The sequence below is a fragment of the Micromonospora sp. NPDC049903 genome, from assembly GCF_044460945.1.
GTDB lineage: Bacteria > Actinomycetota > Actinomycetes > Mycobacteriales > Micromonosporaceae > Micromonospora.
This window is the reverse complement of sequence record NZ_JBITKL010000003.1, coordinates 327055-345045: the sequence shown is the minus strand read 5'-3', so window position 1 is coordinate 345045 and position 17991 is coordinate 327055. Positions and strand designations below refer to the sequence as shown.

At 73.1% G+C, this 17991-nt stretch carries 19 protein-coding genes; 9 read left to right on the top strand and 10 right to left on the bottom strand.

The genetic code is table 11. From position 1 onward, the window contains the following. The first annotated feature begins 6 nt into the window (after nt 1-6). On the top strand, nt 7-1326 hold the full coding sequence (locus tag ACIBO1_RS09305; RefSeq protein ID WP_396743096.1) for a serine hydrolase domain-containing protein: 1320 nt from the start codon (nt 7-9) through the stop codon (nt 1324-1326). A 15-nt stretch (nt 1327-1341) separates the two neighbouring features. On the opposite strand, the gene ACIBO1_RS09300 is transcribed toward ACIBO1_RS09305, so the two are convergent. Beyond that, the gene (locus ACIBO1_RS09300; RefSeq protein ID WP_396743093.1) at nt 1342-2148 is read right to left on the bottom strand and encodes a DUF3097 domain-containing protein; all 807 of its coding nucleotides are present in this window, start codon (nt 2146-2148) and stop codon (nt 1342-1344) included. 195 nt (nt 2149-2343) lie between these two features. Here ACIBO1_RS09300 and ACIBO1_RS09295 point away from each other — a divergent pair, with 195 nt between their 5' ends. Continuing rightward, nucleotides 2344-3138, top strand: a complete 795-nt coding sequence (locus ACIBO1_RS09295; protein WP_350696656.1) for a hypothetical protein — start codon at nt 2344-2346, stop codon at nt 3136-3138. 16 nt (nt 3139-3154) lie between these two features. On the opposite strand, the gene ACIBO1_RS09290 is transcribed toward ACIBO1_RS09295, so the two are convergent. From ACIBO1_RS09290 to fabG, 4 genes are all read right to left on the bottom strand, one after another. Beyond that, nucleotides 3155-3934, bottom strand: a complete 780-nt coding sequence (locus tag ACIBO1_RS09290) for an HAD-IIA family hydrolase (RefSeq protein WP_131054931.1) — start codon at nt 3932-3934, stop codon at nt 3155-3157. 36 nt (nt 3935-3970) lie between these two features. After that, nucleotides 3971-5002, bottom strand: coding sequence for a ferrochelatase (locus tag ACIBO1_RS09285; RefSeq protein ID WP_396743088.1), 1032 nt, complete (start codon nt 5000-5002; stop codon nt 3971-3973). A 136-nt stretch (nt 5003-5138) separates the two neighbouring features. After that, a complete protein-coding gene (gene fabI, locus ACIBO1_RS09280) occupies nt 5139-5906 on the bottom strand; it encodes an enoyl-ACP reductase FabI (protein ID WP_350696652.1) in 768 nt (255 codons plus the stop codon). 25 nt (nt 5907-5931) lie between these two features. Then, complete coding sequence (gene fabG / locus ACIBO1_RS09275) at nt 5932-6636, bottom strand: 3-oxoacyl-ACP reductase FabG (protein ID WP_396743084.1); 705 nt, start codon at nt 6634-6636, stop codon at nt 5932-5934. 403 nt (nt 6637-7039) lie between these two features. Here fabG and ACIBO1_RS09270 point away from each other — a divergent pair, with 403 nt between their 5' ends. Further along, the gene (locus ACIBO1_RS09270; protein ID WP_161595013.1) at nt 7040-7195 is read left to right on the top strand and encodes a hypothetical protein; all 156 of its coding nucleotides are present in this window, start codon (nt 7040-7042) and stop codon (nt 7193-7195) included. 20 nt (nt 7196-7215) lie between these two features. On the opposite strand, the gene ACIBO1_RS09265 is transcribed toward ACIBO1_RS09270, so the two are convergent. From ACIBO1_RS09265 to ACIBO1_RS09255, 3 genes are read right to left on the bottom strand one after another with little or no spacing between them, the layout of a single operon-like run. Further along, a complete protein-coding gene (locus ACIBO1_RS09265; protein ID WP_350696648.1) occupies nt 7216-8166 on the bottom strand; it encodes a VWA domain-containing protein in 951 nt (316 codons plus the stop codon). After that, on the bottom strand, nt 8163-9176 hold the full coding sequence (locus ACIBO1_RS09260; protein ID WP_396743079.1) for a DUF58 domain-containing protein: 1014 nt from the start codon (nt 9174-9176) through the stop codon (nt 8163-8165). Before ACIBO1_RS09260 ends, ACIBO1_RS09265 begins: the two co-directional genes overlap by 4 nt. Further along, nucleotides 9155-10258: an AAA family ATPase gene (locus ACIBO1_RS09255; RefSeq protein WP_396743076.1), complete on the bottom strand. Its 1104-nt coding sequence runs from the start codon at nt 10256-10258 to the stop codon at nt 9155-9157. Before ACIBO1_RS09255 ends, ACIBO1_RS09260 begins: the two co-directional genes overlap by 22 nt. A gap of 236 nt (nt 10259-10494) precedes the next feature. Between ACIBO1_RS09255 and ACIBO1_RS09250 the strand changes: the two genes are divergently transcribed. The 3 genes from ACIBO1_RS09250 to ACIBO1_RS09240 all read left to right on the top strand — a co-directional run bounded on the left by ACIBO1_RS09250 (nt 10495) and on the right by ACIBO1_RS09240 (nt 13040). Next, a complete protein-coding gene (locus tag ACIBO1_RS09250; RefSeq protein WP_396743073.1) occupies nt 10495-10725 on the top strand; it encodes a hypothetical protein in 231 nt (76 codons plus the stop codon). Nucleotides 10726-10857: 132 nt separating this feature from the next. Then, nucleotides 10858-11379 (top strand): PH domain-containing protein, encoded by a 522-nt coding sequence (locus ACIBO1_RS09245; RefSeq protein WP_396743070.1) that lies wholly within the window; start codon nt 10858-10860, stop codon nt 11377-11379. Nucleotides 11380-11606: 227 nt separating this feature from the next. Further along, a complete protein-coding gene (locus ACIBO1_RS09240) occupies nt 11607-13040 on the top strand; it encodes a PH domain-containing protein (RefSeq protein ID WP_396743067.1) in 1434 nt (477 codons plus the stop codon). A gap of 10 nt (nt 13041-13050) precedes the next feature. On the opposite strand, the gene ACIBO1_RS09235 is transcribed toward ACIBO1_RS09240, so the two are convergent. Continuing rightward, nucleotides 13051-14085 (bottom strand): phosphatase PAP2 family protein, encoded by a 1035-nt coding sequence (locus ACIBO1_RS09235; protein WP_396743064.1) that lies wholly within the window; start codon nt 14083-14085, stop codon nt 13051-13053. A 163-nt stretch (nt 14086-14248) separates the two neighbouring features. On the opposite strand from ACIBO1_RS09235, the gene ACIBO1_RS09230 reads away from it, so the two are divergent. Beyond that, a complete protein-coding gene (locus ACIBO1_RS09230; protein WP_396743061.1) occupies nt 14249-14653 on the top strand; it encodes a thioesterase family protein in 405 nt (134 codons plus the stop codon). After that, a complete protein-coding gene (locus ACIBO1_RS09225; protein WP_396743058.1) occupies nt 14650-15480 on the top strand; it encodes an MBL fold metallo-hydrolase in 831 nt (276 codons plus the stop codon). The genes ACIBO1_RS09230 and ACIBO1_RS09225 overlap by 4 nt, the downstream gene beginning before the upstream one ends. A gap of 10 nt (nt 15481-15490) precedes the next feature. On the opposite strand, the gene ACIBO1_RS09220 is transcribed toward ACIBO1_RS09225, so the two are convergent. Beyond that, nucleotides 15491-16426, bottom strand: coding sequence for a carbohydrate kinase (locus tag ACIBO1_RS09220; RefSeq protein ID WP_396743055.1), 936 nt, complete (start codon nt 16424-16426; stop codon nt 15491-15493). Nucleotides 16427-16842: 416 nt separating this feature from the next. Between ACIBO1_RS09220 and ACIBO1_RS09215 the strand changes: the two genes are divergently transcribed. After that, on the top strand, nt 16843-17928 hold the full coding sequence (locus ACIBO1_RS09215; protein ID WP_396743321.1) for a lytic polysaccharide monooxygenase: 1086 nt from the start codon (nt 16843-16845) through the stop codon (nt 17926-17928). The last annotated feature ends 63 nt before the right edge of the window (nt 17929-17991 follow it).

Sequence of the window (17991 nt, the reverse complement as noted above, 5' to 3'; positions counted from 1 at the left end):
GCCTTCGTGTCCCTGCGTCCGGAAACATTACGGCACGTCGACGCCCTGGTGGCCGACGCGCAGTCCGCCGGCCACGTGCCGTCGCTGGCCATCGGTGTGGTGCGGGACGGCACACTGGCGCACCTGGCCGCCGCCGGCGAAGATCCCCGGCCGCACGCCGACCTGCAATACCGGATCGGCTCGATCACCAAGACCATGACCGCCGTGCTGATCATGCAGGAGCGCGACGCCGGACGGCTGGCGCTCGACGATCCGCTGCGGCGGCACCTGCCCGAGGCCGAGGCCGCCGGGCCGATCACCCTACGCCAGTTGCTCGGGCACGCGGGCGGGCTGCAACGCGAGCCGGACGGTCCCTGGTGGGAGCGGAGCGAGGGCGTCGACCTGCACACCCTGCTGGCCGACTTCGGCGCCCCGAAGGTCGCGCTGCCCGCGTACCGCACCCACCACTACTCGAACCTGGCGTTCGGCCTGCTCGGCGGCGCGCTGCAACGGATCACCGGCACCGGATGGGCGCAGTCGGTGCGGGAACGGATACTGGCGCCGCTGGGCATGCACCGCACCACCTACGCCGCCACCACGCCGTACGCCCCCGGGTACGTGGTGCACCCGTGGCACGACACCCTGCGCGAGGAGCCGCACACCGACACCGGGGCGATGGCCCCCGCCGGGCAACTCTGGTCGACCGTGGCCGACCTGTCCCGATGGGCCGCGTTCCTCGCCGATCCCGACCCCGCCGTACTCGCCCCGGACACCCTCGACGAGATGTGCGCCCCCGTGTTCCTCAGCGATCTCGACTCCTGGCGCGGTGGCTACGGCCTGGGCATCCAACTCACCCGCCAGGGCGAACGCGTCTACGTCGGGCACGGCGGCTCGATGCCCGGCCACGTCGCCGTGCTGCTGGTGCACCGGTCCAGCCGTACCGGTCTGGTCGGCTTCGCCAACTCGTACGGCTTCCGCACCGGCGGCATCAGTCCGCTCGGCCTCCAGGTGCTGAACCGGGTGCTCGACGCCGAGCCGGCACCGGTCCGGCCGTGGCGACCGGCCGACGCCCCGCCCCCGGCCGACGTGGCGGCGCTGACCGGCCGCTGGTGGTGGATGGGCACCGCGCTCGACGTGACCTGGGACCACAGCACCGGCGACCTGGTGGGCACCCTGCGCGGCGACCGGGTCAGCCGCTACCGCCCGGACGGCCCGGACCGCTGGCGCGGGCACAGCGGCACGGAGATCGGCGAGATCCTCCGGGTCCACCGCGACCCCGCCGGCCGCCCGGTCACCCTGGACATCGCTACCTTCCTCTTCACCCGCACCCCCGACGACACCCCGTGACCGGGGCGGGCCGGCTCACTCGGTGACGAAGTCGATCAGGCGTTCCATGGAGTTGATCAGTGGGGTCTCCACGTCGGCGAAGGTGTTCACCCGGGACAGGATGTGCCGCCACATGTCGGCCGGTTCGGCGACGCCGAGCGCGGCGCAGACACCCTCCTTCCACGGGCGTCCCGGCGGCACCACCGGCCACGCCGCGATACCCAGCGCCGACGGCTTCACCGCCTGCCACACGTCCACGTAGGGGTGCCCGGTGACCAGCACGTGCGGGGAGTTCACCCGGGCCACGATCCGGCTCTCCTTCGAGCCGGGCACCAGGTGGTCGACGAGGACACCGAGCCGGCGGTCGGGTCCGGGACCGAACTCCCGCACCCGCTCGTCGAGCGCGTCGACGCCCTCCAGCGGCTCCACCACCACGCCCTCGATCCGCAGGTCGTCACCCCAGATCCGCTCCACCAGCGCGGCGTCGTGGACGCCCTCGACCCAGATCCGGCTGGCCCGGGCGACCCGGGCGCGGACACCGTCCACCGCCACCGAGCCGGACGCGGTACGCCGACGCGCGGCCGGCACCGGGGCGCGGGCCGGTCGACGCAGCGTCACCGGACGACCGTCGAGCAGGAACGCGGCCGGCAGCAACGGGAAGTTGCGCCGTTTGCCGTGCCGGTCCTCCAGCACGACCGCGCCGGAGTCGAAGCCGACCACCGCTCCACAGAAGCCCGAGTCGGCGTCCTCGACCACCAGATCCGGTTCGGCGTCGACCTCCGGGGTCACCCTTCGCCGCCGCCAGTCCCCCGCCAACACGTCGTCGCCATACCGCCGCCCCATCCGATCACGCTAACCGCCGGTCCCGCACGCGCCGCCGCCGACTCGCCGCCGCCACGCCCGGCCCACCGGGTGCGATGCACTGCAAAAGCCGCGTCCACGAACAAATCACGTGGCAGAGTCGCATGATCGACGCGCCGGGGAGGCGGGCGCGCGGCAGTCGAGACAGGGGCGGGCGTCAGCACGTACTCTTTCCGCATGTCCACCCCCGCTGCGGGTGCGGCCATCCTCGCGCCGCGCCGGTCGAGCCGGTTCGTTGCCTGGGTGCGCGCATGGCGCGCCGGGCTCGTGCCCTTCGACGAGGTCGCCGACGAAGTCGCCGGTGACGAGGAGCACCTCGTCGCCGACGCGCCCGGCACCTGGACCGACGTGCCGCTGCGGGACGCCCTGCCCACCCTGGCCAAGCTCTCGCCGGACGAGATCCGACTGGTGCTGCCGGCCCCCGGCGACCCGCGCGGGCTGCCCGGCCCCGGTGACTTCGCCGGTGCCGCGCTGGTGACCGGCGAGGCGGTGATCGCCGGTGCGCTCGGCCTGATCCCTGAAGTGCGGGTACACACCTCCGGCTCCGGGGACACCTTCGAGACTGTGCTCTGGCGGGTCTACCCGCTGCCGCCGAATGCCCCGGCGGCGTCACTCACCCTGCCCGGCGCGGCCGAGGCGGAGGCGGAACTGGCCGCCGCCCTGGCCGACACCACCGCCGCACTCACCCGGCTCGACGTGGCCCAGTGGCGCCCCGAACTGGCCGGCGCCCTGGAAGCGCTGCGCCGCCCCGACGGCACCACCGACCTGCCGCCCGGATTCGACCCGCGTTCCCGCCGGCTGTTCGCCCGCGCCGCCGTGCTCGACCGGGTGCTCGCGCTGGCCGGGCACGCGGCACCGGGCGGCGCGGTGAACAACCACGAGGCCCAGCAGCGCGACGCCGCGCTGCGTCCGCTCACCACGGCCTGCCGACAGGCTCTGGTCGCCGCCTGCAACGCGCCCCTGCGGCCCTGAGACCGCCCACGCCCGATCAGATCTCGTCGATCAGGTCGGCCACCGAGTCGACGATCCGGGACGGCCGGTACGGGTAGCGTTCCGCCTCGGTGCGGGTGCTGATCCCAGTCAGCACCAGGATCGTCTCCAAGCCGGCCTCCAGGCCGCAGAGGATGTCGGTGTCCATCCGGTCGCCGATCATCGCGGTGCTCTCCGAGTGCGCGTCGATCGTGTTCAACGCCGAGCGCATCATCATCGGGTTCGGCTTGCCGACGAAGTACGGCTCCACGCCGGTCGCCTTGGAGATCATCGCGGCCACCGACCCGGCGGCCGGCAGCGCGCCCTCCACCGACGGGCCGGTGGCGTCCGGGTTGGTGCAGATGAACCGCGCCCCGTCGTCGATCAGCCGGATCGCCTTGGTGATCGCCTCGAAGCTGTAGGTGCGGGTCTCCCCCAGCACCACGTAGTCGGGCGCGAAGTCGCTGAGCACGTAGCCCACCGCGTGCAGGGCCGTGGTCAGCCCGGCCTCCCCGATCACGTACGCGGTGCCACCGGGCCGCTGATCGGCCAGGAACTGGGCGGTGGCCAGGGCGGACGACCAGATCGCCTGCTCCGGCACGTCCAGCCCCATCCGGGCGAGCCGGGCCTGGAGGTCGCGCGGGGTGTAGATCGAGTTGTTGGTCAGCACCAGGAACGGCTTGCCGGAGGCACGCAGCCGGTTGACGAACTCCGGCGCGCCCGGCACGGGCTGCCCCTCGTGCACCAGCACACCGTCCATGTCGGTGAGCCAGCTCTGCACGGGCTTGCGGTCATGCATGATCGTCATCCCTGGGGTGTCGGGCCGTCGGTGCGGTCAGGACGGACGGCGCGGCGGGACGCAGCAGACCGTGGGGCAGGTGTCCCACATCGGCAGCTCGCCGAGGCGACGACGCAGCTGCGCGCCGTCCGGGTCGATCCGCTCCCGCACCAGTTCCCGCACCATGGCCACGTAGCGCGGGTCGACGCCGGGGGTGGCGGCCCGGACGAAGTCCAGGCCGAGCTGCTTGGCGGTGTCCAGCGCCTCGGTGTCCAGGTCCCACACCACCTCCAGGTGGTCGGAGACGAACCCGATCGGGCTGACCACCACCCCGGTCGCACCCTGCTCGGCGAGGGTGGCCAGGTGGTCGTTGACGTCCGGCTCCAGCCACGGCACGTGCGGCGGGCCGGAGCGGCTCTGCCAGACCAGGTTGTAGGGCAGGTCGGGGGCCGCGGCGGCGTGCACCAGCCGCGCCGTCTCGGCGAGCTGGGCGGTGTACCGGCCGCCGTGCGGTCCGGCGCTGTCGGCCGCCGAGATCGGCACGGAGTGGGCGGTGAAGACCAGTCGGGTGCTGTCCCGCCGGGCCGGGTCGAGCCGGGTCAGCGCCTCGCGGACCGCGTCGACGTGCGGCTCGACGAAACCGGGATGGTCCCAGAACTGACGCAGCTTCTCGATCACCGGCGCGTCGGCACCGACCGCCGCCCGCGCGGCGGTGACGTCCTCCTGGTACTGCCGACAGGAGGAGTACCCGCCGTAGGCGCTGGTGACGAACGCCAGCGCCCGCCGTACGCCGTCGTCGCGCATCTGCGCCACGGTGTCGGCGAGCATCGGGTGCCAGTTCCGGTTGCCCCAGTAGACCGGCAGGTCGAGATCGTGGGCGGCGAAGTCCGCGCGGATCGCGGCGAGCAGGTCCCGGCACTGCTGGTTGATCGGGGACACCCCACCGAAGTGCTGGTAGTGCTCGGCCACCTCGGCCAGCCGATCCGGCGGCACACCCCGCCCCCGGGTCACGTTCTGCAGGAAGGGCAGCACGTCGTCCGGCCCCTCCGGGCCGCCGAAGGAGAGCAGGACCACCGCGTCGTACGCCATGGGCCCATTCTTGCCGGTGGCCGGCGGCGCCCCGGCAACGCCCCCGGGTCCGGTCGGTAACGCCCCCGGGTCCCGGATGTTAGGAGGGGTCCCCTGCTATACCTGAGGCGTTAGCAGGGGACCCCTCCTTACATCTCTAGGCGCCGATGGCGTGGTAGCCGCCGTCGACGTGCACGATCTCGCCGGTGGTGGCCGGGAACCAGTCGGACAGCAGCGCCAGGCAGGCGCGCGCGGCCGGTTCCTGGTCGGCCAGGTTCCAGCCCAGCGGGGCCCGCTCGGACCAGGCGTCCTCGAACTGCTCGAAGCCGGGGATCGACTTGGCGGCCATGGTCCGCAGCGGCCCGGCGGAGACCAGGTTGCTGCGGATGCCCTGCTTGCCCAGGTGCAGGGCGAGGTAGCGGGAGGCGGACTCCAGCCCGGCCTTGGCCACGCCCATCCAGTCGTAGACCGGCCACGCCTGGGTGGCGTCGAAGGTCAGGCCGACCACCGCGCCGCCCGGCGACATCAGCGGCAGCGCCGCCGTCGCGAGCGACTTGTACGAGTACGTGGAGACGTGCAGCGCGGTCGCCACGTCCTCCCAGGAGGCGTCGAGGAAACCGCCGCCGAGGCAGCTCTGCGGGGCGAACCCGATCGAGTGCACCACTCCGTCGAGCCCGTCGACGTGCTCCCGGACCTTGTCGGCCAGCCCGGCCAGGTGCTCGGGGTTGGTCACGTCCAGCTCGATGACGGGTGCCGGCTCGGGCAGCCGCCTGGCGATCCGCTCCACCAGCGAGAGCCGACCGTACCCGGTGAGCACGACCTGTGCGCCGTTCTCCTGGGCGAGCTTCGCCACCGAGAAGGCGATGGAGGCGTCGGTGATGACGCCGGTGACGAGCAGCCGCTTACCGGCCAGCAGTCCGGACATTACGCTCATTCCTCCGTGCTCAGGATCAGTGGCCCATGCCGAGGCCGCCGTCGACCGGGATGACCGCGCCGGAGACGTACCCGGCACCGTCACCGGCCAGCCAGGTGACCACCGCGGCGACCTCGTCCGGCGCGGCCATCCGACCGGCCGGGATCGACTTGAGGATCTCCGCCTTGCGCTGCTCGGTCAGCACCGCGGTCATGTCGGTCTCGATGAAGCCGGGCGCGACGACGTTGGCGGTGATGTTCCGGGTGCCCAACTCCCGGGTGATCGAGCGGGCCACCCCGACCAGGCCGGCCTTGCTGGCCGCGTAGTTGACCTGCCCTGCGGAGCCGGTGAGGCCGACCACCGAGGACACGAAGATCATGCGTCCCCACTTGGCCCGCAGCATCTTTCCCGAGGCGCGCTTGGCGCAGCGGTACGCACCGGTCAGGTTGGTGTCCACCACCCGGGTGAACTGCTCCTCGGACATCCGTAGCAGCAGCGTGTCGTCGGTGATCCCGGCGTTGGCGACCAGCACCTCCACCGGCCCCAGCTCCGCCTCGACCGCGCTGAACGCGGCGTCGACCGACTCGGCGTCGGTGATGTCGCACCGCACGCCGAACAGCCCCTCCGGTGCCCCGCTGCCCCGGTGGGTGATCGCCACCCGGTCGCCCTGCTTGGCGAACGCCTGGGCGATGGCCAGACCGATTCCGCGGTTGCCGCCGGTAACCAGCACAGTTCGAGACACGGTGGGGTCCTCTCCGGAAGATCGCTGCGGGTTGGAGACTAGGCGCTACCGCACGGTAATCACTAACCCGCCCCGCCCGGCACCGGCACGGTCCGCGCCGATGAACGGCCGGGCCCGCAGGGCCGGTCGACCGAGTGGGCCCGTACGCCACCACGGGTGTACGATCATCGCGTTTGCGGGCCGCCCGGCGGCACCGCTCGTCCGGACCCCGACCGCAGGAGGTGATCGCTGTGCGAGATAGCGATCCTCCCAGTCGTGGCCGGGCCGACAGCCAGTCACGCTGAGCACCGCTCCGCCTGAGTTGGCACCGCTCCCCACGCACCCCCTGCGCCACCGCCCGGCCCACCCGCCGGGGCGACGGAACGCGCGGGTGCGACCGGAAGCCGTTCGGTCACGACTTCGTGTGCGCCTCCTCGATCCACCCCCACGCGGTCCACCCCGCCCGGACCGCCGTCGCCACCCGGAGCGTTCCATGAGCCGTTACGTCGCCCCGCTGGGCTTCACCCTCGCCGCCGTCTGGGTGGCCGTGCTCTTCGTGCTGGCCAGCAGCACCCACTGACCGCACGCCGGCCGCACCGGTCAGAGCATCCGGGACGACCAAAGCAGACTGAACGCCCCGGCACAGAGCGCCAGCAGCAGGGCGATGCCGGCATACCACTGGGTGATCTCCCGCGCCTCGGTCCGGAAACCGATCGAGCTGCCCATGTCCTGGTACACCTGCTTGAGCTCGTTGACCGTGGCCGCCTCGTAGAAGTAGCCCTCGGTCGTCTCGGCCAACTCGGCCAACGCCATCCGGTCCACCGGCACCCGCTGCAACTGCCCACCGATGTCCACGTGCCCGGTGTCGGTGCCGAAGGCGATGGTGGAGACCGGCACGTTCGCCGCCTGCGCCGCCGCAGCCGCCTCCTCCACCGACCGACCGGCCGTCCGGAAGCCGTCGGAGAGCAGCACGATCCGGGCCGGCGGGATACCCGCCGCTCCGTCGGCCGGCACCGAGCGGATCGCCTCCAGGCAGGTGAAGACCGCCTCACCGGTCGCGGTCGCCTCGGCCAGCACCAGCCCGTCGATGGCGCTGGTCACCGCCGGGCGGTCCTTCGTCGGCGGCACCAGCACGTTGGCCGACTTGGCGAACGACACCAACCCGACGTTGTAGGTCTCGGGCAACTCCCCGACGAACTGCTTGGCCGCCTCCTGCGCGGCCTCCAGCCGGCTGGGCGCCACGTCGTCCGCCTGCATCGACAACGACACGTCGATGGCGAGCATGATGGTGGCCCGTTCCAGCGGCTCCCGGGTGTCCACCGCCGGACGGGCCAGCGCACCGGCCAGCACGAGCAGCGCGAGCAGGAACGCGGTCGCCGGCACGTGCCGCCGCCAGCCCAGCCCCTTCGGCGCCACGGTCCGCAGCAGGTCGACGTTGGTGAACCGCATCGCGTACTCGCGGCGGCGCAACTGCCGCCACACGTACAGCGCGGCGAGGGCCAGCACCGGCAGTACGGCCAGCAGCCACCACGGTTGGAGCAGTCGAATCATCGCGTCGTCCCCCGGGTGCGGGCGTGCCGCTGGGCGGCTACGAAACGCACCATGTCCAGCAGCCAGTCTCGGTCCGTACGTAGGCGCAGGTGCGCGGCGCCGGCCGCGCGCATCGCGGCGGAGATCTCGGCCCGCTGGGCGGCGGCCGCCGCCGCGTAGCGGTGCCGCAGGCTCGGGTCGGCGGTCTGCACCTCGTGCAACTCCCCGGTCTCCGGGTCGACCACCGGCAACACCCCCACGTCGGGCAACTCCAGCTCACGCGGGTCGACCACCTCGATCGCCAGCACGTCGTGGCGTACCCGCAGCTTGCGCAGCGGTCGGGCCCACTGGGCCGGCGGGGCGAGGAAGTCGGAGACGACCACCGCGACCCCGCGCCGCCGGGGCGGGCGGTTGAGCATGTCGATCAACGCACCGAGGTCGCCCCGGCCCGGCTGGATCGAGGTACCGGCGATGGCGCGCAACATGCCCTGCGCCTCCTTGCGCCCGGACCGCGCGGGCAGCCGGACCAGACGCCCCGGCCCGGGCGGCTCGGGCGTCGCCCGCCAGCCCCGCCGGGCGGCGGGACGCTCACCACCGCTACCCACCACCGCCCCGATCCGGTTGCCGCCGCGCACGGTCAGGTGGGTGATCGCCGCCGCCGCGGCCACCACCACGTCCCGCTTGAGCCACCGGCCGGTGCCGAAGTCCAGGCTGGCCGACAGGTCCACCGCAAGCCACGTCTCCAACTCCCGGTCGGCCACCGTACGCCGCACGTGCGCGGTGGTGGTCCGCGCGGTCACTGGCCAGTCCATCCGCCGGACGTCGTCACCGGGTCGGTACTCCCGCGACTCCCCCGCCTCGCTGCCCGGGCCGGGCAGCAGACCGGCGTAGTCGCCCTGCAACAGCCCGTCCAGCTTCCGGGTGACCATCAGCTGCAACCGGGACAGCACCGCGCCGGAGCGGTTGTCCGCCGCGTTCGGTGACTGCTGGGGTGAAGGGGTGCTCGGGGTCACGGCCGCTGCCCGGGCCACCCCGAGGTCGGCGCCACCGGACCCGGTGGCGTGGCCTGCTGCCGGGGCGCCACCGACGGCAGCGGGATGGTCGACATCACCCGGTGCACCACGTGGTCGGCCGGCACGTCGTCGGCGAGCGCGTCATAGCTGAGGACCAGTCGGTGACGCAGGATGTCCGGCGCGATGTCCTGCACGTCCTGCGGCAGGGCGTAGTCCCGGCCACGCAGCAGCGCCAGCGCCCGGGTCGCCCGGACCAGCCCGAGCGAGGCCCGTGGGCTGGCACCGTACTGGATCAGTTGCGCCACGTCGGGCATGCCGTGCTCGGCCGGCGTACGCGTGGCCAGCACCAACCGGACCGCGTAGTCGACCAACGCGTTGTGCACGAAGACCTGGTCCGCCTTCTGCTGCAGGGCGATCAGGTCGGCGGTGTCGAAGACCGCGGTGGGTTCGGGCGGGGCCACCCCCATCCGATAGACGATCTCCCGCTCCTCGGCGTCGGTGGGATAGCCCACGACGATCTTCATGAGGAACCGGTCCCGCTGCGCCTCCGGCAGCGGGTAGACGCCCTCCTGCTCGATCGGGTTCTGCGTCGCCATCACCAGGAACGGGTTGGGCACCCGGTGCGTCTCGCCGCCGATCGAGACCTGACGCTCGCTCATCACCTCCAGCAGCGCCGACTGCACCTTGGCCGGCGCCCGGTTGATCTCGTCGGCGAGCAGGAAGTTGACGAACACCGGACCCAGCTCGACGTCGAACTTCTCGCTGGACTGCCGATAGATCCTGGTACCCATGATGTCGGCCGGCACCAGGTCCGGGGTGAACTGCACCCGGGCGAACGACCCGCCGACCACCCGGGCGAGCGTCTCCACCGCGAGCGTCTTGGCCACCCCGGGTACGCCCTCCAGCAGGCAGTGCCCTCGGGCGAGCAGCGCCACGAACATCCGTTCGACCATCCGGTCCTGCCCGACGATCACCCGCTTGATCTCGAACAGCGCCCGCTCCAGCAGCGTGGCGTCCTGCGCCGGAGTGGTCGGCGAAGAGACCGCCGAGGGCGTTGCCCCGTTCGGCGTCGGAGCGTCGGGCGTGGTCGGCTGGGCCACCGGTCCTCCACAGCGTGCTCGGTCGTTGCGGCGTGTGCGTCACCAAGCCTCGCATGCCCGACTGAGTACCGACTGGGGGAGCGACCGATTTCCGCCACGCCGTTGCGCGCCAGGCGAATCGCCGATCGCCAGTGGACAGATGCCGCCCCCGCGTGTGTACCATTCTTCCGTCGCCGGGCGGCTTCCCCCGTGGCCGCCCGGCGCTCACTCGTTCCCCTCGCCCTAGACTGGGTGCGATGGACGATTCCGACACTCCCGTCGAGGCTCTGATCTGTTCGGCCCGAGGGTGTCGCGCCCCCGCCGGATGGTCATTGCGCTGGAACAATCCTCGCCTGCACACGCCGGAGCGGCGCAAGACCTGGCTCGCCTGCGAACTCCATCGCCCCTCTCTCGGTGACTTCCTCACCGCGCGGGGCTTCCTGCGTGAGGTCACCCCGCTCCCGGGATCGCCTACGCTCGAAGAGTGAACGCGTACAACGGACTTTCATGGTGAGCGCGAGGAGTGAGCTTGCGAGCCCCGCAGCCGCGAACAGGGCCAGCTCGGTGAGCGCGAGGAGTGAGCTTGCGAGCCCCGCAGCCGCGAACGAAAGATCAGCTCGGTGAACGATGACGCCCCGAACGCCTCGGTGTCGTCCGGTCCGCTGGAGCCCTGGCCGGACACCGTACGGTGGCAGTCGATCTCGTCCGACCTGATCTGGGTGGAACTGCTGCGCCTGTCGGCCGTGGTGGTCGTCGTCTCGGCGGGCATCGGCATCGGCTGGGCGCTCAGCGGCACCTGGCCGTTCGGCGCGGCGCTCGGTGCCGTGCTGCTGTTCGCGGTCTGGCGGGCGGTGACCATCGTCCGCGCGGTACGCGCCTGGGGCTACGCCGAACGTGAGGACGATCTCCTGGTCCGGCACGGGCTGTTGGTGCGCCGCCTCTCCATCGTCCCGTACTCCCGGATGCAGTTCGTCGACGTCAGCGCCGGCCCGTTGGAGCGGGCGTTCGACCTGGCGACCGTGCAGTTGCACACTGCGGCGGCGGCCAGCGACGCCCGGGTGCCGGGCCTGCGTCCGGCCGAGGCGTCCCGGCTGCGGGACCGGCTCACCGCGCTGGGCGAGGACCGGGCGGAAGGGCTGTGACGGGCCCGGTCGGGGCGGCACCGGACCGACCCGAGCCCCGCACGGGCGACCTGGCGCCCCCGGTCACCGATCCCGGACCACCCGACACGGGCACCTCGGCGGTGCCACCGGAGCAGACCCAGGGCGGGCCACCGGCTGGGCCCGCGCCCTCTGCCCCGCCAGTCTCCCCCGGCACGCCGTTCCCACAGGCGACGCCCCACCAACCGGGCACGCCGTATCCGTACGGGATGCCGTACCCGCCGGGAGCGCCCTACCCGCACGGCGCGCCCTACCCGCCGTATCCCGTCGGGCCGGGGTACCCGCCCGGCGGTTCGCCGGACGCGGCGCAGGAGCGGCAGCGGCTGCATCCGCTGAGCCCGGCGCTGCACGGCGCGAAGTCGTTGGCCGTGGTCATCGCTGGACTGTCCTGGTCGACGCTGTCCCGGGTCGGATTCGGGTGGTTCGTGGCCATGGTGATCGTGCTCGCGCTCGGCGCCACCGTGCTGGCCGTGATCAGTTGGTACTACACCGGCTACCAGGTGGTGGGCCGGGAACTGCGCATCCACGAGGGCCTGCTCTGGCGGCGGACCCGGGCCATCCCGCTGGAACGGCTCCAGGCCGTCGAGGTGGTCCGCCCGCTGCTGGCCCAGCTCACCGGCCTGGCCGAACTACGGCTCGAAGTGGTCGGGGGCGGCAAGACGGAAGCGCCGCTGGCGTACCTCAGCGTGGCCGAGGCGTCGGCGTTGCGCCAGCGGTTGCTGGCGCTCGCGGGCGGGCCGGCCGTCGCTCAGGCCCGCACGGGCGCAGCGGTGCCGGGCGGGCCGGCGGATCAGCAGCCGGAGACGACGGCCGGCGAGGCGGCCGGCCCACCGCCGGGACGGCCGTTGCACGCGGTCGAGAACCGGGACCTGCTGATCAGCCAGTTGCTGACGCCGCAGGCGTTCCTGCTGCCGCTCGGCGTGGCCTTCGTCACCGTGCAGTTCCTGTCGGAAGGATCGTGGTCGTTCATCGCGGTGGCGAGCACGCTGACCGCGATGGCGGGCATCCTGCTGCAACCCGTTCGCCGGGTGCTCGACGACTGGCGGTTCCAGCTCGCGCGGGACGCCGACCGGCTGCGTATCCGCAACGGCCTGCTGGAGACACGGGTGCAGACGGTGCCGCTGCACCGGGTGCAGACGGTGGGGATGACCTGGCCGCTGCTCTGGCGGATGAAGGGCTGGCTGCGGATGCGCCTGGAGGTGGCGGGCTACGCGGCGGGCGAGCCCGACCAGCGCAACCGGCCGGACCGGCTGCTGCCGGTCGGGGACCTGGCGACCGGGGAGATCATCCTCGCCGAGGTGCTGCCCGGGGTCACCCTGGCGTCGTTGCCGCTGGTCCCGCCGCCGAGCCGGGCCCGCTGGGTGAACCCGCTGAGCCGTCAGGTGCTCGGCGCCGGACTGACCGACGAGGTCTTCGCCGTCCGGTCCGGGCTGCTCACCCGTCAACTGACCATGGTGCCGTACGCCCGGTTCCAGAGCGTCCGGGTGGTGCAGGGCCCGATCCAGCGGCTGCTCGGTCTGGCGACCGTGCACGTGGACACCGCCGGTGGGGCCGGCGCGGCTGCCGTCGATCGTGACCTCGCCGACGCCTGGGCGCTGGCGGCCGAGCTGACCGCCCGGGGCCAGGCCGCCCGTCGCGGCTGACGGCCGCCGGTCAGCGGGTGGCCGGGACCACCGGTGGTTCGGCCGGTGCGTCCCGGTCGTCCGGGGGTGGGTCGGCGGCGGCCCGGCGGGCCTTGCGCCGGGCCCACCACCGCTCGGCCGCGCCGACCGCCAGGAAGGTCATCCCGACGTACGCCCAACCGACCAGCACGTCGATCACGTAGTGCTCGCCGCTGTAGACCAGGGTGAAGGTCATCGCCAGCGGGTACGCCAGCAGCAGCGGCCACCACCGGCGTCGGACGCTGTTCATGAAGAACAGCACCACGAACAGCGCGAAGGCGGTGTGCAGCGACGGCATCGCGGCCACCGGGTTCGAGGCGAGCTGGCCGGCGTTGAGCAGGTTGCCGGCGCCGTGCATGCCGAACGCCCGCCAGCCGCGGGTGGAGATCCGCGCGACCTCCTCGATCAGCCCGTTCTGCGCCGCCCACCACGGCGGCGCGGCCGGGTACAGGAAGTAGGTCACCAGGCCGGTGGCGCAGAGGAAGAACCAGCGCCGCATGAAGGCCGCCCACCGGCTGCGCTCCCGCATCCAGAGCACGGTGGCGGCGGCCAACGCCGCCACGAAGTGCGAGAAGTACACCCAGCTGACCAGGACGTCCCACCACCGCACCTCGGGGTGGTAGAGATGCTGCTGCAACCAGACGGTGGGCACCTGGCCGTCCATGGCCCAGCCGAACATCCACCGGTCCGCCAGGATCAGCTCGTACGCGTGCGGGACCGTCCCGTCGTGATAGGCGAAGCCCCGGGACAGGTTGTAGGCGACCAGCAGCAGCACCACCGGCACCCAGTCCCGGGCGAAGCGCAGGTGACTGCGCCACGGGCGGGCGGAGTTCCAGGCGATGGTCCCCGCCCAGATCCAGAAGAACGCGTACAGCGGGTCGGTGGGCAGGCCGATGACGAGCCAGCCCGCCACGAAGGCGACGCTCCACACCGACATCGCGATCACGCGGCGGCGACCGCCGTCGGGCGAGGCGGACGGCTCGGTCGGGGCCGGGGGCTGGGGCTGGGGGTCGGTCACGGCAGACATCGCGGACAAGGTTAACGGCGCACCCTGAGGCATCCCACGCAGGACCACCTGCGTGCCGTGCCGTCGTGTCGGCACCGCCGTCGGCACGGCGAAGCGGAGCCCGACGGGGGGCCATCCGGCGGCACGCGTCGCCGAGGACGCGGCGAGCCCCTACGCTGTGGCCATGCAGGCGCAGTCGGATCTCGCCCTGACGCCGGGTCTGTCCGCCCGGGTCGAGTTGACCGTCACCGACGCCGACACCGCCGAGGCGGTCGGCTCCGGTGACGTGCCCGTGCTCGGCACCCCTCGGGTGGTGGCGCTGGCCGAGGCGGCGACGGTGGCGGCGAGCGCGCCCCACCTGCCCGCCGGCGCGACCAGCGTGGGCACCCGGGTCGAGTTGACGCACCTGGCCGCCACGCCGGTGGGCCGGACGGTGGTGGCGCAGGCCAGCCTGACCACGGCCGACCGGCGCCGGCTGGTCTTCGACGTCGAGGTGACCGAGGGCGGGCAGCGGGTGGCCGAGGGCCGGGTGGAGCGGGTGGTGGTCGACCGGCAGCGGTTCGTCGAACGCGCCGGCCGACCGTCATGACCGTCCGCTTCGTCGAGGTCGCCGACCGGGTGCACGTACTGCGCGAGCCCCTGCTCACGGTCAACGTCACGCTGGTCTGCGGTGCCGGCGAGGCGCTGCTGGTCGACACGCTCTCCAGCGCGCGGCAGGCCGCCGAACTGGCCGCCGCCGTACGGGCGGTCACCGGTGATCCGCTGACGGTCGTCAACACCCACCACCACTACGACCACTGGTTCGGCAACGCCACGTTCGCCGCCGACCCGCCCCGCCCGGTCTGGGCACACGACCTCGCCGCCGAGGCGATGCGCGGCGACCCGGACGGGCTGCGCCGCCAGGCGTACGCGGAACTGCGCGACGAGCATCCGGAACTGGCCGCCGAACTGGCCGACACGCCGCTGCTGGCCCCCACCCGTACGGTCCGGACCGAGGCCGCCCTCGACGTCGGCGGCCGGCAGGTGGTGCTGCGGCACCCCGGGCGCGGCCACACCGACGCCGACCTGGTGGTGCAGGTGCCCGACGCCGACGTGCTGGTCGCCGGTGACCTGGTGGAGCAGTCCGGCCCACCGGCGTTCGAGGACTCCTTCCCGTTGCAGTGGCCCGACGCGGTGGCCGAGCTGTTGCGGTGGACCACCCCGGTGACGGTGGTGGTGCCCGGGCACGGTGAGCCGGTCGACGCCGAGTTCGTCTGGGCACAGCACGCCCAGTTGGCCGAGCTGGCCTGGCTGATCCGGGCCGGGCACACCGGCAGCGCGCCGCCGGAGCGGGTCGCCGCCGAGGCACCCTTCCCGGCCCGTCCGGCGCTGATCGCGGCCCGCCGTGGCTATGCCGAGCTGGACGGCACCGCCTGATCCGGCGCCCTCAGGCGGCGAAGCGCTCGCGCACCTGCGCCCGGGTCGGCATGGCCACGGCCCCGCCCGGCCGTTCGCAGACGAGCCCGGCGACCCGCAGCGCGAACGCCACCCGCTCGATCCAGCCGCTCTCTTCGGTGGGCTCGCCGTCGACGAGCAGGTCCGCGACGAGCGCGGCCATCACCGAGTCGCCCGCGCCGGTGGCATCGACGGCGTCCACCCTCGGCGCGGGTACGCGTACCGGATCGGCGCCGGCGGCGGCGACCACCGCGCCCTCGGGGCCCAGGGTGACCACGACGGTGCCCGCCCCCACCTCGCGCAGGTACGCCGCCACCGACTCCACCGGCTCGCCCGGGTAGAGCAGCTCTGCGTCGGCGGCGCTCAGCTTGACCAGGTGCGCACCGGCGGCGAACTCGGCGACCACCCCGCGTAGCTCGGTCAGCGCCGGCGGACCGTCCAGCAGCCGGGGACGGACGTTGGGGTCGAACACCCGTAGCCCGGACGCCAGCGACCAGGCCCGACGGGCGGCGGCCAGGGTGGCCGGCTCCAGCAGCACGATCGACCCGCAGTAGAGCACGTCGGCGCCCTCGACCAGCGTCGCGTCGACGTCCTCGGCGGTGAGCAGCGCGTAGGAGGGCGGGTCGCCGTAGAACCGGAAGTCCGGTTCGGGGCCGGCGAAGGTGGTGACGGCCAACGTGGTCGGCACCGGGGCGGTGCGGGTCCCGACCGTACCGACCCGCTCGGCGGCCAGCAGGTCGCGGATCCGTCCGGCCAGCACGTCGTCGCCGAGCGAGCCGACGAACTGCACCGCGCCACCGAGCCGGGCGATACCGACGGCCACGTTCAGCGGGCCGCCACCGACGGCCTGCCGGAAGACGGGCCCGCCGTCGCTCTCGGTGTCGAGCAGGTCGACGAGCGCCTCGCCGAGCACCACCGCGTATCCCATCCCGGTCCCTTCCGTCGGCCGTCCGCTGCCGCCCAGGCTGGCACAGCGATCTGCCGCCGGACGTGCACGCCACGGTATTGGCGGGCACCGGCCGACGCGAGCCGGCATCGCGCACATCGAGGAAGAGCTATTGCATCGACGGCGTCGGCGTGCTGGGATGGTGATGCCGGATGGCGCGGGGGCTGCGCGTCATCGGCGCCGGGTCATGGACACGCGAGGGCATACATACGCGTCGACATATCACTGGCGGCATCGTGCCGGAAGGGCATAGACCCCGTGCACACGTCGCCGCATCGTCGCATTCGCCCCTAGCTGCGGGAGCGAACTTTCACCCTCCCGCGCGCTTCGGCGGGGCCACCCCGCACGGTGTGCCCCGCGAGTCAGGAGAACCTGTGCACCGACCTCGTCTGGCCGCGATGTTCTTCGCGGCCGTCACTCTCGCCGCGAGCGCGGTCGTCGCCGTGACGGCCAGCCCCGATCCGGCCGCCGCGCACGGCGCGGCGATGACGCCGGGCGCCCGTACGTTCCTGTGCTGGCGCGACGGCCTCTCCCCCACCGGTGAGATCCGGCCGCAGAACCCGGCCTGTTCCGCCGCGGTCGCCCAGTCCGGTGCCAACTCGCTGTACAACTGGTTCAGCGTGCTGCGCTCGGACGCCAACGGGCGGACCACCGGCTTCATCCCCGACGGCCAGCTGTGCAGCGGCGGCGCCACCGGCTTCCGCGGCTTCGACCTGGCCCGCAACGACTGGCCGATCACGCACCTGACCGCCGGCCGGTCCATCGAGTTCCGGTACAGCAACTGGGCGCACCACCCGGGCACGTTCTACTTCTACGTGACCAAGAACAGCTGGAGCCCGACCCGGGCGCTGGCCTGGAGCGACCTGGAGGAGCAGCCGTTCCTGACGGTGACCAACCCGCCGCAGCGCGGCGCGGTCGGCACCAACGACGGCCACTACTACTTCACCGGGACCCTGCCGGCCAACAAGACCGGCCGGCACATCATCTACTCGCGGTGGGTCCGCTCGGACAGCCAGGAGAACTTCTTCGGCTGCTCCGACGTGGCCTTCGACGGCGGCAACGGTGAGGTGACCGGGATCGGTGGCGGCACGACTCCGCCGCCCACCACCCCGCCGCCGACCACGCCTCCGCCGACCACCCCGCCGCCCACCACGCCTCCGCCCACCACCCCGCCGGCCGGCACCGGTGGCTGCGCTGCCACCCTGCGGGTGACCAGCACCTGGTCCGGTGGTTTCCAGGGCGAGGTCGAGGTCAGGAACAACGGCACCGCGGCGCTCAACGGCTGGACCGCGAGCTGGACCTGGCCGAGCGGCCAGCAGATCAGCCAGGTCTGGAACGCGACCCAGACCTCGTCCGGGTCGACGGTGTCCGCGACGAACGTGTCCTACAACGGAAGCCTCGGCGTCAACAGCAGCACGACGTTCGGCTTCCTGGCCAGCGGTAGCAGCACCTCGCTACCGACGGCCACCTGCGCCGCCCGCTGACGCGGTCGAACGCGGAACGGCCCCCCTGCGGAGTACCGCAGGGGGGCTCGTCCGTGTCTGAGG

What these genes read in the sequence shown, in the direction of transcription:
- fabI (WP_350696652.1), bottom strand. Translation starts at nt 5,906, where the DNA reads ATGTCCGGACTGCTGGCCGGTAAGCGGCTGCTCGTCACCGGCGTCATC.
- ACIBO1_RS09230 (WP_396743061.1), top strand. Translation starts at nt 14,249, where the DNA reads ATGCAGGCGCAGTCGGATCTCGCCCTGACGCCGGGTCTGTCCGCCCGG.
- ACIBO1_RS09295 (WP_350696656.1), top strand. Translation starts at nt 2,344, where the DNA reads ATGTCCACCCCCGCTGCGGGTGCGGCCATCCTCGCGCCGCGCCGGTCG.
- ACIBO1_RS09250 (WP_396743073.1), top strand. Translation starts at nt 10,495, where the DNA reads ATGGACGATTCCGACACTCCCGTCGAGGCTCTGATCTGTTCGGCCCGA.
- ACIBO1_RS09215 (WP_396743321.1), top strand. Translation starts at nt 16,843, where the DNA reads ATGTTCTTCGCGGCCGTCACTCTCGCCGCGAGCGCGGTCGTCGCCGTG.
- ACIBO1_RS09265 (WP_350696648.1), bottom strand. Translation starts at nt 8,166, where the DNA reads ATGATTCGACTGCTCCAACCGTGGTGGCTGCTGGCCGTACTGCCGGTG.
- ACIBO1_RS09240 (WP_396743067.1), top strand. Translation starts at nt 11,607, where the DNA reads ATGCCGTACCCGCCGGGAGCGCCCTACCCGCACGGCGCGCCCTACCCG.
- ACIBO1_RS09235 (WP_396743064.1), bottom strand. Translation starts at nt 14,085, where the DNA reads ATGTCTGCCGTGACCGACCCCCAGCCCCAGCCCCCGGCCCCGACCGAG.
- ACIBO1_RS09225 (WP_396743058.1), top strand. Translation starts at nt 14,650, where the DNA reads ATGACCGTCCGCTTCGTCGAGGTCGCCGACCGGGTGCACGTACTGCGC.
- ACIBO1_RS09300 (WP_396743093.1), bottom strand. Translation starts at nt 2,148, where the DNA reads ATGGGGCGGCGGTATGGCGACGACGTGTTGGCGGGGGACTGGCGGCGG.
- ACIBO1_RS09220 (WP_396743055.1), bottom strand. Translation starts at nt 16,426, where the DNA reads ATGGGATACGCGGTGGTGCTCGGCGAGGCGCTCGTCGACCTGCTCGAC.
- ACIBO1_RS09285 (WP_396743088.1), bottom strand. Translation starts at nt 5,002, where the DNA reads ATGGCGTACGACGCGGTGGTCCTGCTCTCCTTCGGCGGCCCGGAGGGG.
- ACIBO1_RS09290 (WP_131054931.1), bottom strand. Translation starts at nt 3,934, where the DNA reads ATGCATGACCGCAAGCCCGTGCAGAGCTGGCTCACCGACATGGACGGT.